Source organism: Mycobacterium sp. E1715, from assembly GCF_001667625.1.
In the GTDB taxonomy this organism is placed as follows: domain Bacteria; phylum Actinomycetota; class Actinomycetes; order Mycobacteriales; family Mycobacteriaceae; genus Mycobacterium.
The window spans coordinates 1-11,701 of the sequence record NZ_LZJJ01000302.1 but is presented as its reverse complement, the minus strand read 5'-3'; the positions used below and the strand labels follow the sequence as shown (position 1 = coordinate 11,701).

The window sequence follows — 11,701 nt, the reverse complement described above, 5'->3', positions numbered from 1 at the left end:
GCTGCCGCTGGCCCGGGCGCTGGTCGACGGGGCGGGGATGCCCCCCGAGGCGGTGGGGCCGATCGACGCGGTGCTGCGCCCGATGGTGGACCGCGCCTACGACCCGGGCCCGGCGCACAACCCGGTCCAGATCATCAACGGCATCACCCACATCCCGACGATTTTCTCTGCGGTCTCCTGGCCCATCCGCGGCGCCCGCGCCGGGATCAACCTGGCCACCAACTCCCTGGCCGTCGCCAACCTGGCCCGGATCCTCACCCCGGGTCCCGGGCTCGGCAAAGGCGGCGTGGTGCGCAAGGTCGTCCGCGCGGTCGTCAAAGCCAAGAAGTAACCGCTAGAGCCGCAGCCCGTCGCGGGGCGAAAAGCCAATCAGCTGTTCGGCTATCGGCGCCGGTGACTTCTCTTCTTCGGGCAGCACCGCGTCGATCGGCCCCACCGCCTCGGGGGGCATCCCCGCCCCGTCGACCAGCGCCCGGGCCAGCGGCAGCTCGGAGTTCCGGATGAAATAGGTCGTCGACGTGCCACCCAGGTCGTTGGTGGTCCTCCTGATGTCCCACGGTGCGACCCGGGACGGGTCCGAGAATGCGGTGGCGCTGTGACCGTAATACCCGCCCGCCGCAATCGCGTTCAGGTCGGCCAGCAGGTTTCCGGGATGGTTGGGTGGGTCGGAAAAGGGGTCGTACTGCCCCACGATGTTGACCGTGTCGTATTGGCTCTCCACCGGAGCGGGGACGGTGTAGTCGATGATCGGCACGTGCGTCCCGGGCCCGAACACCTTGTAGAGCAGGTTGTCGGGGTTACCGGCCTTGATGAAGGTGAGCTGACCGGGCGGCGGCGCCGTCGGGTCGTGTGCCAGGCGCGCCTGCTCGCGGTCCAGCGCCAGCGAACCCTGGGACAGTCCGGCCACCGAGATGGGTCCGTCGGTGTTGCGGATCGCGGCATCGAGATTGTTCGCCCCGGTGGTCACGGAGCTGTTGACGGTCGGCGAACTCAGCCCGGTGACCGGCCAGAAGCTGCCCGGGTAGGGCACCACGCGGCGCACGGCCGCCGGACTGTAGTAGTTCGCGTCGATCTGCGGCTGCATCGCGGGATCGAAGTGATACAGCGACCGCAGCGGCCCGTAGGGGGACGGGGCCGTGCCGGGCACTATCAAAGCGGTGTCGGCGGCGGCGCCACCGGAATCGAAAACTATTGCGCACGCCAATGTTCCAACGGTGATGGCCGAGGTGAGCAATTTGTTCACGAACTCTCCTCACGGCCTACCGAAAGAGCTACAGCAGGGATGCTACCGCGCACTGATGCTGGTCAGCCCGAGGACGAGCATGAAACAACCCGCGAAGGCCAGCAATACCGCGATGTCGCGGTGACCGCGTGACAGCAACCAGTTCCGCAGCCCGGCCATGACGGCACGCGTCTTGCGCGGCGCCGTGAGATACCCGATCAGTGGGAGCTCCGCCACGGTGAAGGCCACCAGGTTGAAGGCCACCAGCGCCTGAACCTGCGCGAGGGGCGCGGCGTGCGAGGCGAGGATGGCGGCCATCGAGCCCAGGTAGTTCGCCGACGGCAAAGCGGCGCCCATACCGCTAACCGCTGCGACACAAAGCGAGTCGCCCCGCAAGAAGACGCGTGCGCGGTCAGCCAGTTGCCGGCGGCCGCTCGGTGCCGGCCGCTCCAGCAGCGCAACGCCGCCAGTTCCGACCCTGACGGGCGCCTCGGCGGGGCGGGCGCGGCTGCGCGCCGAATCGCGCGTGGCCACCACAACGGCGATCAGCAAAGCCACGAGCCCGGAAGCGATTTGCACTTGCGCCACACTGACGTGGCCGACCACCGGCGCGGTCCGTAGCAGGAATAGCACCGTCAGCCCCACGCCCACGCCCATCGCGAAGCCACCACACAGAAACGCGAGCAACTGCCTGAGCGGGCTCCGCCGGCTGAGCAGCAGGATCACCAGACCGAGCCGGATCGGTTCGAAAATCACCGAGCCGGCCAATACCAGCACGGTGATCCACATGCTGGGCAACGTACCGCACGCGGCCAGGTCCAGCGCCCAAACTCGCCCGCACAAGCCGGTCTCGGCTGATCATGCCAGGGGGTAGCGAATTTCGTCAGGCTGGGTTGACGGGTGTAACCCAAACGTCACGCGCACACGGGATGTCGCGGGGCGGACCCCGCCCAAAGCGGATATGCTGGGGGCTCCCGCAGCACCACTTGCGGCTGGAGAAATCCTGGGGGCGGCTGGGCCTGCCGGTCCGGTGCCGTCATTGTTGGTGCCCACCAGAGGGTTTCGTGGAGCAGCGTGAAACACGCCTGGCCGCGGGATGGCTGCGGGTGCCCCGGCGGGCTCGGCTCCGCGGCGACAGCGCGGACGGCAGGTCGCCTGAGCATCGCCCGGCGGGCGCGCAGCTGCGCCCCGCCGAGCCGAATAGCGCGGAGGTGCAGGGTATTCAGTGTTCGGCATAACCACTCTTCAAGACTGGACACCGCAGGCGCGCTCCGTCATCTGTTGGCACGCCTCACCGGCGGCGAGGGCCAAAGCGGCAGCGGCGCCGCCCAGTCCGGTTCCCCCCAGCTACCAGCAAACCCAACACCTTCGGCGCTACAGCGATCACGCCGCGCGGGGCCTGGACATGTCGCGCCTGATGATCTTCACCTGGGAGGTCCCCGGCCGCTGCGACATCCGCGCCATGAACTACGCGGTCAATGCGCACATCCGCCGGCATGACACCTACCACAGCTGGTTCGACTACCGCGACGCCCAACAGATCGTTCGCCACACCATCGCCGACCCCGATGACATCGAACTCGTCCCGATCGAGCACGGGGGGCTCACGCCCACGGAGTTGTGCGAACACATATCGACCCCGCAGCCGCTGCAGTGGGATTGTTTTCTGTTCGGAGTGGTGCAAAGCGACAACCACTTCACCTTCTACGCGAGCATCGCCCACCTCTGCGTCGACCCCATGATCGTCGGCGTTCTCTTCACGGAGATCCACCTGATGTACGCCACCCTGGTCGGTGGCGGCGCGCCCGTCGAACTCCCGGAGGCCGGGCGTTACGGCGAGTACTGCGTTCGGCAGCGGGAGGAGATGGCCACGTTGACGGCCGACTCCCCCAAGGTGCGCGCGTGGACCGCCTTCGCCGCCGAAAACGGGGGGACGCTACCGCACTTTCCGCTGCGACTCGGCGACCTCTCGGTGCCCTATGCCGGCAAGCTCGTCACCGAGACGCTGATGGACGAACGGCAGACGGAACGGTTCGAGCGGGCCTGCGTGGCTGCGGATGCCCGCTTCAGCGGCGGTGTGTTCGCCTGCGCGGGCCTCACGCACCGTGAATTGACCGGTGCGGAAACGTTTTCCGCGGTAACGACTACCGATACCCGCAGGACGCCAACGGAATTGATGACGACTGGCTGGTTCACCGGCCTGGTTCCGGTCACGGTCGACATCGACGCCGGGCTTTTCGGGGACGCGGCGCACTCCGCGCAGACGTCCTTCGATTCGGGCATCGACTTGGCCACCATTCCGTTCGACCGGGTGCTGGAGTTGGCGCCCCCGGGGGCGGGTTTGGCCAGGCCGCGGCCCGGCAACTTCGTGATGTCGTTCCTGGACGCCAGCATCGCCCCGCTGTCCTCGGTCGCGAACTCCGACTTGAACTTTCGGATCTACGACGAGGGCAGGGTGTCCCATCAAGTCTCGCTGTGGGTCATCCGGCTACAACACGAGACCAAGGTGACGGTGTTGTTTCCCGACAACCCGGTCGCCCGCGAATCGGTGCGCCGGTACATCGACGCCTTGAAGTCGGCGTATGTCCGGGTGGCCGACGGCAGGCGCAGCCAGATGTTCGCGCACTCGCCCGCGCGGCTAACCGCGCTGACTTAGCAGCTCGTCCAGGAGTGCGGTGAACTCCTCGGGTCGCGCCGGCGTGAAGGCGGGGCTGGGCTGAATGCCCGGCACGTCAAGCGTGATCAGCGTCGACTTGAACGGCCGGCTCACGTCCAGCGGGAGCCAGCGGCGCAAGTCCGAGCTGCCCCAGATCCGGAATCGATGCGTCAGCAGGCCCAACCCCTCGGCCTTGTACCCACGAACCGCGCCGAGTGCGATCACTTTCGACGTGCCGGAGGGAAAGTGGTAGCGGCGCAGGGTGATCGCCGCGCGGTCCAGCTGGACCAGGCCGTCGTCGTAACACTGGGCGTGGGTGGCGCTCATGCCCGCGAACTTCTCAGTTCGTGACCCCGCGCGGTCAGGCAGCGACCGTCGTCCAATCGCCATTGCCAGCCATGCAGGTTGCAGGTCAGCGTGTTGCCCTCGACCACACCGAATTTCGACAGGTCGGCCTTCAGGTGTGGGCAGCGGCGCTGAATTTCCCAGCCGTCCAGCGTGACCGACGAAGAATCGTCATGAGTCTCGGCGAACCAGCCGTCGGCGTAGGCGATCCGCTCGTCGGTGAGGCATTTGAAGAAGGTGTACAGGTATTCGTTATAACCGCCGACACGCCACGCCCTGAACCGGGTGGACAAGAAGATGGTGTTGACCCAATCGGGCTCCCGGTCGCGCAATACGGTGCGCACCAACTCCGGCGCTATGGCGAAACCGTAACGGACCTTCTCGTCGGGAATGCGTTCGCGCACAGTACGCTTCGGGAAGTCCAGGACGACGGTTTCCGGGCCGATCACGAGTTCGACGGGATAGCCGATGCCGTCACAGATCTCGTCGCTCTGCGACATGATCGGTTCGAACAGCGCACGCAGCTGCTCCAGCAGCGGCTCGCCCGTGGCGGGCGCCCACCGCGCCTTCTCGGCGGCCAGGACGGGCGCCATCCGCTCGGCGTAGTCGGCGATGTAGGCCTGCTTGCCGGTGGTGAAGATCGCCTCGACCTGGTCGTCGGGCATCGGGTGGCTCAGCGAGTTCAGGGCGGCGCCGGTGAAGTCCGCGGTCGAGCCGGGGATCATCAGCAGGCCGCCGTCGTTGCCGTGGGCCCGCATCTGGTCGAGGAACACGATTTGGTCGGGGAAGATGTTGGCCGGATCGCCGTGGTCGTCGTTGAGATGGCGCAGTTCGGTGTCCAGGAAGCACGGCGGACCGGCCGACGGGATGACCCATGTGGCGCCCACCTGGGCGATGTACTGGCGGGCACGGTCCATCTGCCGCTGCCGCTTCTGGACGCCGAAGGACTCCTTGGCACGGGCGGGCATGTCGTAGACCATCGGGTACCAGATGGCGCCGGAGTACTGCAGCATGTGCACGTCGATGTGGCCGAACGCCGACGCCAACACGTCGAGATCGACCGGCCGGGCGTCGTTCATGTTGAAAGCCGTTGTGACGCCGTCGGAAACCACCAGCGCCGAGTCACCGAGCGGCCCGTCGGCCGGCGCGCGCAGCGCGATGATCATCACGTCGAGCTCGCCCTTCGGACCGCTGACGCGGTGTTTGACCGAGTTGCCGGTCTCGAAGAACCGGTAGAAACCCAACTCCTGCAACGCATTTCGCAAGTCCGGGACCGGGAAGTCCGGCAGCAGCACCACCGCGTCCTTATTGACGTGCTCGGCCAGGTTCTTGGCGTCGAAGTGGTCCTTGTGCAGGTGCGACAGGTACAGGTAGTCGCAGTCACCCAACTTGTCCCAGTCCAGTTGGCTGTTGTCCGGGAAGGGGAACCAGGACGCGAAGTACGCGGGGTTGACCCACGGGTCGCACAGGATGCTGCCCGCTGGGGTCTCGATCAGAAATCCGGCGTGACCTACGCTGGTGACCTGCACAAACACCTTCCTGGGGGCCGTACTCGCCCACGGCCCGGTAACGGGTTTTCAGCCCCCGAGCTTAGCGCGAGGCGGCATCGTCGGCCTCCCACAGCCGTCGGTAGAAGTCGATGCGAGCGGCGTCGGGCTCGACGCCGTAGGCCGCGAAGAATTCTCCGTCCCACACCCGGTCGGGGAAATTCCAGCCCAACGACAGCGTCGCGACCGCGAGGTCGGCCCACCGGTCGGCCACACCGAGGTCGCCCAGGTCGACATGCCCGCGGTACCGGCCGCGCCCGTCGACCAGGGTGTTGGGCGAGCAGGCGTCGCCGTGGCACACCACCAGGCGGTCGATGGGCGGCGGGCTGCCCAGCCGTGCACGCGCGACGGGTGTCAGGGCCGCCAGCCGGCCCTCGACCGACCAGTCGAACGGGCAGGACGACACCGGTAGCCGGTCATGCAGCCTGCGCAGGCCGAGGGCGATCGCGCGCACGGCCACCTCGGGTGTGGCCCGCAGGCGCGGATGTACGGCCGAGACGCCGGGCAGTGCCCGGGTATGCAGCCAGGCGCAGCCCCCGTCGACGCCGGCGCCCAGCACCGGCGGCACCAGCACGTACCGGGCGGCCCAACGCAGGCGCTCCGCTTCACGGGCAAAGTCGGTCACGCCGGCTTCCGCGACCTTGATGAACTCGGCGCCGCCGGCGTCGGGGCCGATCCGGAAGGTCACCCCACCGATCTCGTTGACCCACACGGCGCGAACCACCCTGCCGCCGGCAAACCGGCGAACCACTTCGGGCGGCGGAACGGGTGCCGCGGGGAAGCTCAAGCGATGGCCTCCTTTTCGCCACCTCGGGTGACTCACAGCCAGGAGCATTAGGCTGATCAGCTGTGGAACCGGTATACGGGACTGTCATTCAACTTGCCCGCCTGGTTTGGCGCCTACAGGGCCTCAAGATCACCGTGGCGGGGGTCGAAAACCTGCCCAAAACCGGCGGTGCCGTGATCGCCATCAACCACACCGGCTACCTCGACTTCACGTTCGCGGGTCTGCCCGCCTACCAGCAGGGACTGGGACGCAAGGTGCGGTTCATGGCCAAGCAGGAGGTGTTCGACAACAAGATCACCGGCCCGATCATGCGCAGCCTGCGGCACATCTCGGTGAATCGGCAGGACGGCGCCGCCTCCTACGAGGAGGCGGTCAGGAACCTCAAGGACGGTGAGCTGGTCGGCGTCTACCCCGAAGCCACCATCAGCCGCAGCTTCGAGATCAAGGAATTCAAGTCGGGCGCCGCCCGGATGGCCGTCGAGGCCGGGGTGCCGATCGTTCCGGTGATCGTCTGGGGCGCGCAGCGCATCTGGACCAAGGGGCACCCGAAAAAGTTGATGCGGCCGAAGGTGCCCGTCACGGTGCTGGTCGGCGAGCCGATCGAACCGACGTTGGGCGTCGAGGAGCTCAAGGGGCTGTTGCACTCGCGGATGCAACACCTGCTGGAGCGGGCCCAGGAGATGTACGGGCCGCACCCGGCGGGTGAGTTCTGGGTGCCGCGGCGGTTGGGCGGCAGCGCCCCTTCGCTGGCCGAAGCCGCCCGGATGGACGCCGAGGAGGCCGCCGCTCGCGCTGCCCGCCGGGCCGGACCCACGGGAGCTCCGGAGTAGCGATCAATGGTGGAGCCCGTCTTCCGCACGCTCGAGATTCTGGCTCGGCTGGTGGTCGTCGCCACCAACACCGAGATCTCCTACGGAGGCGAGGAGCACATCCCCGACACCGGCGGCGCCGTGATCGCGATCAACCACACCAGCTATGTCGACTTCCTGCCCGCCGCGCTGGCCGTGCACCGGCGGAGACGGCGGCTCAGGTTCATGATCAAGGCCGAAATGCAGCAGGTGCGGATCGTCAACTTCCTGATCAAGCACACCCGGACTATTCCGGTGGACCGCGGCGCCGGGGCCGGCGCCTACGCCGTGGCCGTGCAACGGCTCCGCGAGGGCGAGCTGGTGGGGGTTTATCCGGAGGCCACCATCAGCCGCAGCTTCGAGCTCAAGGAATTCAAGACGGGCGCCGCGCGCATGGCCATCGAAGCCGACGTTCCCATCGTCCCGGTGATCGTCTGGGGCGCCCACCGGATCTGGACCAAAGACCACCCACGCAACCTGAGCCGCGCCAAGGTACCGATTAAAGTGCAGGCAGGCGCGCCAGTGCCGGCGGCCGAAGACATCGCGCAGACCGACGCCGCACTGCGCGAGTCGATGACCGCACTGCTGCACCGGGTCCAAGCGGACTATCCGCACGAGCCGGGGGCGTACTGGACGCCGCGCCGGCTGGGCGGTGGGGCACCGACCATGGCGGAGGCGGCCCGGATGGAGGCGGACGAGGCGGCGGCGCGGGCCGCGGGCCGAGGCGGACGGCCGTCCCGGTAGACGAAGGAGAAGACATGCCCGAGGGGTTCTACCGGTTGTGCGAGTGGGTCGTACCGCCGATGGTTGCGATGCAGGGAACCAAGTTCACCTATCGCGGGCTGGAAAACATCCCCGAGCGGGGTGGCGCGCTGCTGGCCCAGAACCACACCAGCTACCTGGACTGGTTGCCAACGCTGCTCGCGGTGCGCGAGCGCCACCGGCGCGCGTACTTCATGATCAAAGCCGAGATGGCCGACGTGAAGGCGGTCAACTATGTGATCAACCACGCCAGGCTGATCCCGGTGGACCGCACCAACGGGAACGGCGCGCTCGAGCTGGCCACGCAGCGCCTGCGGCAGGGCGAGCTCATCGGGATGCACCCCGAAGCCACGATCAGCCGCAGTTTCGAGCTGCGCGAGTTCAAGAGCGGTGCGGCCCGGATGGCGCTGGACGCCCAGGTGCCGATCGTTCCGGTGATCGTCTGGGGTGCCCATCGGATTTGGCCCAAGGACCATCCAAAGAAGGTGTGGCGCAACAAGGTTCCGATCACCGTCGCCGCAGGCCGGCCGCTGCCGCCGCACGGCACGCCCGAACAGCTCAACGCGGCGCTGCGCCAGTCGATGAATGCGTTGCTGTATCAGGTACAGGAGGAATACCCCCACCCGGAGGGTGAATTCTGGGTCCCGAGGCGGCTCGGCGGCGCCGCGCCCACCCAGGACGATTCCCGGGCGATCCGCTTGTCGGAGTTGCAGGCGCGGATGCAGAAATACGGCACGGACGGCGTGACCCGACCCGGACAGGACCAGAGCGGAGTGCATTGACCAGATGACGTCAACGTGACCCAGCCGGCGCTCATAGCCTGCGACGTCGACGGCACCCTGTTCGACGACAACGAAACCATCACCCCGCGTACCCGCGATGCCGTGCGCGCCGCCGTCGATGCCGGCGCGACGTTCGTCGTGGCGACCGGCCGGCCGCCGCGGTGGATACGCCCCGTCGTCGACGCGCTGGGCTTCGCGCCAATCGCGGTGTGCGCCAACGGCGCCGTCGTCTATGATCCCGCCACGGACCGGGTGGTCTCGACGCGGACGCTGCCCGTCGACACGCTGGCCGAGCTTGCGGAGCTGGCGACGCGCGTCATCCCGGGCGCGGGCCTGGCCGTCGAGCGAATCGGCGAACGCGCCCACGACACGGCGACCCCCCAGTTCATCAGCTCACCGGGCTACGAGCACGCGTGGCTGAACCCGGACAACACCGAGGTGTCGATCGAGGACCTGCTCAGTGCGCCCGCGATCAAGCTGCTCATCCGCCGAAGTGGGGCCCGCAGCGCCGATATGGCCGCCGAGCTGGCCAAGCACGTCGGCATCGAGGGCGATATCACCTACTCCACCAACAACGGTCTCGTGGAGATCGTGCCGCTGGGCACCAGCAAGGCCACCGGCGTGGACGAGATCGCCAGGCCCCTGCAGATCGGCAGCGAGGAGGTACTGGCGTTCGGCGACATGCCCAACGACTTGCCCATGCTGCGCTGGGCGGGTCATGGCGTGGCGATGGGCAACGCCCATCCCGACGTGCTGGCCGCCGCCGACGAGGTCACCGCTGTCAACAACGACGACGGGGTGGGGCGGGTGCTCGAGCGCTGGTGGCTCTAGCGACTGCCGGGACCGGCTAGGTGGCAGACGGGTGCGCCGGTAACGAGAAGTGTTCGGGCGGCACGGTGGGGCCGCTCGGTGATTGCGTCGAGAGCGGCGTGATGATCCCCTCCGCGACCTCGGTGACGTTGCCGGTGAGCCGCTCGTAATTCAGCGTTCCGTGTTGGAAATTCTGCGTAATCTGCAGCGGCTCTTGAAGTTCGGCGCTGGTCGGCAACCCGAGCGGTCCGCGTTCGTAGCTCAGCGATGCCCAGGCGTCGTAAATCGCGCCGGTGACCGGCTGGGCGCCGGTTTCCGGCGACCAGTACATCGCGCCCCGGGCGAAGGTGACGTACCGCGCGTCACCCTCCGCGCTGTCCTCGGGGGCCGTGGGCGCGCCCAGTACGCTGTTCATGCCGCCCATCGCCTGCCAGTGGTCGTAGATCGCGCCGCCCTGCAGGGCCTTGATCAGTTCCTCCGGCGGATCGTTGAAATGCGAAGCGACGTCGCGTACTTCGTCCATCAGCGCGTAGGCGGCGTTGCCCGGGCAATCGGTGTTGCCGACGTCGCGGTGCGTGAAGATCGTGGGCAGCGTCGCGACGGAACCGGCCGGGAAGGTGGTGTAGTGGCTACCCGCCGACTCCAGCGACACGGTGCCCTTGGGGTCGACGTTGTCCAGGCCCAGGCGCCAGCCCAGCAGCCGGCCCAGGGTGCGCAGCTGGATCGGCGTGGGGGGTACGTCGTCGAAGTTGCCGATCATCGCCACGCCCCAGGTGTTGCGGTTGAATCCGCCGGTGTGGAAGGCCTCGACCGCTTTGGTCAGCCCCCCGGCGCTGCCCTCGAACACCTGGCCGTACTTGTCGACCAGGGCGTTGTAGGCGATGTCGCACCAGCCCAAGGTCTTGCTGTGATAGGTGTAGATGGCCTTGACGATCCCGGCCGATTCCAGCGGCGAGTAGTCGTTGCTGCCCGCCGTGTGGTGTACGACGGCGGCACGAACGCCGTTGTCGTACTGCGGACTACCGCAACGCAGCGACTCGTCGGCACCCCATTCCGCCCGGCTGATGATGGCGGGGGCCTGGCCGGGCATCAGCACGCCCGAGGGTGGCGTCCACTGGGCTTTGGCCGGTGCTTGCGGCGGGGAGATGAGGATGGCGGAGATGTTCTGCCCGAAGGGTTGTTCCCGGGACGCCGGTTTGTAGCCCAGATCGGTCTCGCGGGGGGGCGCGGGTGATGGTCCCCCGCCGACGGGTGGGGCCCCCAGGGTCGGCGGCGCATCCATCGGACGCGTGACCGCGATCTCGACGGTGGTGGTGGTGCCGACGAACACCGGGTCGGTTCCGCGCGGCCCCTCGAGCGATCCGGCTGCCGTCGCCCCGTCGGGCGCCGCCGTCTCGTACTCGGTCTGGTACCAGGGCCCCCACGAACCGTCCGGCCGCCGCGCCCGCACCCTGGTCGAGGTGCCTGCCAGGTCGCCCGTGAGCGCGACGAGAGAGAACGGGGTGTCCTGGCTGATCTGGCGAACCGTGACACCGCCGCCCAACCCGACCAGCGGCTGTTCGGTCAGCTGGGTGTCGTGGGTCGGCGGCGGACTGGCAGTGCCGCGATCGCGCGTGGTGTCGGCCACCCAGGAGACGATGACGACGGTCGCCGCGATGGCGGTGAGCAATGTCGTCGGCCCACGACTAGGAGACACCAGCCGATGTTACTTGTGTTTCTAATGTTAATGATGAGACGACACGACCTGGGCGCGACGAAACTGCGCCAAATTCGACGGCACCGCAGAAGAATCTGCGGTGCCGTCTGGTTGGAGGGTTTCCTGAAGGTCTAGACGGGTGGCAGGACCGGTGCCGCGCCGGCGGCAGCCGGCAACGCCCCGGCAGCGCCCGCGGCGGCCGGCAGGGCACCCGCGGCGGCGGTGGCCTGGTCAACGACGTGATGC

The 11,701-nt window shown here is 68.0% G+C and carries 10 protein-coding genes and 2 pseudogenes; 6 read left to right on the top strand and 6 right to left on the bottom strand.

The annotated features are described in order from the left end of the window. Positions 1 to 331, top strand: a pseudogene (locus A9X03_RS29840) (PE-PPE domain-containing protein); the annotation flags it as partial. Positions 332 to 412: 81 nt separating this feature from the next. Here A9X03_RS29840 and A9X03_RS15350 read toward each other — a convergent pair. Both A9X03_RS15350 and A9X03_RS15345 read right to left on the bottom strand, forming a co-directional pair. Beyond that, positions 413 to 1,243 (bottom strand): annotated as a pseudogene (locus A9X03_RS15350) (PE-PPE domain-containing protein); the annotation flags it as partial. A 42-nt stretch (positions 1,244 to 1,285) separates the two neighbouring features. Next, positions 1,286 to 2,011: a GAP family protein gene (locus A9X03_RS15345; RefSeq protein WP_067779932.1), complete on the bottom strand. Its 726-nt coding sequence runs from the start codon at positions 2,009 to 2,011 to the stop codon at positions 1,286 to 1,288. A 436-nt stretch (positions 2,012 to 2,447) separates the two neighbouring features. Between A9X03_RS15345 and A9X03_RS15340 the strand changes: the two genes are divergently transcribed. After that, positions 2,448 to 3,878: a condensation domain-containing protein gene (locus A9X03_RS15340; protein ID WP_068261722.1), complete on the top strand. Its 1,431-nt coding sequence runs from the start codon at positions 2,448 to 2,450 to the stop codon at positions 3,876 to 3,878. On the opposite strand, the gene A9X03_RS15335 is transcribed toward A9X03_RS15340, so the two are convergent. From A9X03_RS15335 to A9X03_RS15325, 3 genes are all read right to left on the bottom strand, one after another. Then, positions 3,861 to 4,205 carry a hypothetical protein gene (locus A9X03_RS15335; protein ID WP_068261719.1) on the bottom strand — a complete coding sequence of 115 codons (345 nt, stop codon included), beginning with the start codon at positions 4,203 to 4,205 and terminating at the stop codon, positions 3,861 to 3,863. The two genes, A9X03_RS15340 and A9X03_RS15335, sit on opposite strands and share 18 nt — an antisense overlap. Further along, on the bottom strand, positions 4,202 to 5,752 hold the full coding sequence (locus A9X03_RS15330; protein WP_068261725.1) for an MBL fold metallo-hydrolase: 1,551 nt from the start codon (positions 5,750 to 5,752) through the stop codon (positions 4,202 to 4,204). Before A9X03_RS15330 ends, A9X03_RS15335 begins: the two co-directional genes overlap by 4 nt. Before the next feature lie 61 nt (positions 5,753 to 5,813). Then, entirely contained in the window at positions 5,814 to 6,557 is a 744-nt protein-coding gene (locus tag A9X03_RS15325) for a phosphotransferase (RefSeq protein WP_067779926.1), read from the bottom strand. Positions 6,558 to 6,619: 62 nt separating this feature from the next. Here A9X03_RS15325 and A9X03_RS15320 point away from each other — a divergent pair, with 62 nt between their 5' ends. From A9X03_RS15320 to A9X03_RS15305, 4 genes are read left to right on the top strand one after another with little or no spacing between them, the layout of a single operon-like run. Further along, a complete protein-coding gene (locus tag A9X03_RS15320) occupies positions 6,620 to 7,387 on the top strand; it encodes a 1-acyl-sn-glycerol-3-phosphate acyltransferase (protein WP_067760254.1) in 768 nt (255 codons plus the stop codon). A 6-nt stretch (positions 7,388 to 7,393) separates the two neighbouring features. Next, the gene (locus A9X03_RS15315) at positions 7,394 to 8,149 is read left to right on the top strand and encodes a 1-acyl-sn-glycerol-3-phosphate acyltransferase (RefSeq protein WP_067760251.1); all 756 of its coding nucleotides are present in this window, start codon (positions 7,394 to 7,396) and stop codon (positions 8,147 to 8,149) included. Between the two features lie 14 nt (positions 8,150 to 8,163). Further along, a complete protein-coding gene (locus A9X03_RS15310) occupies positions 8,164 to 8,949 on the top strand; it encodes a 1-acyl-sn-glycerol-3-phosphate acyltransferase (protein WP_067891566.1) in 786 nt (261 codons plus the stop codon). 15 nt (positions 8,950 to 8,964) lie between these two features. Then, the gene (locus tag A9X03_RS15305) at positions 8,965 to 9,780 is read left to right on the top strand and encodes a Cof-type HAD-IIB family hydrolase (RefSeq protein WP_067760248.1); all 816 of its coding nucleotides are present in this window, start codon (positions 8,965 to 8,967) and stop codon (positions 9,778 to 9,780) included. A 16-nt stretch (positions 9,781 to 9,796) separates the two neighbouring features. On the opposite strand, the gene A9X03_RS15300 is transcribed toward A9X03_RS15305, so the two are convergent. Then, positions 9,797 to 11,455, bottom strand: a complete 1,659-nt coding sequence (locus A9X03_RS15300) for an LGFP repeat-containing protein (RefSeq protein ID WP_197696089.1) — start codon at positions 11,453 to 11,455, stop codon at positions 9,797 to 9,799. Between the last annotated feature and the right edge of the window lie 246 nt (positions 11,456 to 11,701).

Coding starts and splice junctions, on each gene's coding strand:
- A9X03_RS15310 (WP_067891566.1), top strand. CDS start 8,164: ATGCCCGAGGGGTTCTACCGGTTGTGCGAGTGGGTCGTACCGCCGATG.
- A9X03_RS15315 (WP_067760251.1), top strand. CDS start 7,394: ATGGTGGAGCCCGTCTTCCGCACGCTCGAGATTCTGGCTCGGCTGGTG.
- A9X03_RS15345 (WP_067779932.1), bottom strand. CDS start 2,011: ATGTGGATCACCGTGCTGGTATTGGCCGGCTCGGTGATTTTCGAACCG.
- A9X03_RS15335 (WP_068261719.1), bottom strand. CDS start 4,205: ATGAGCGCCACCCACGCCCAGTGTTACGACGACGGCCTGGTCCAGCTG.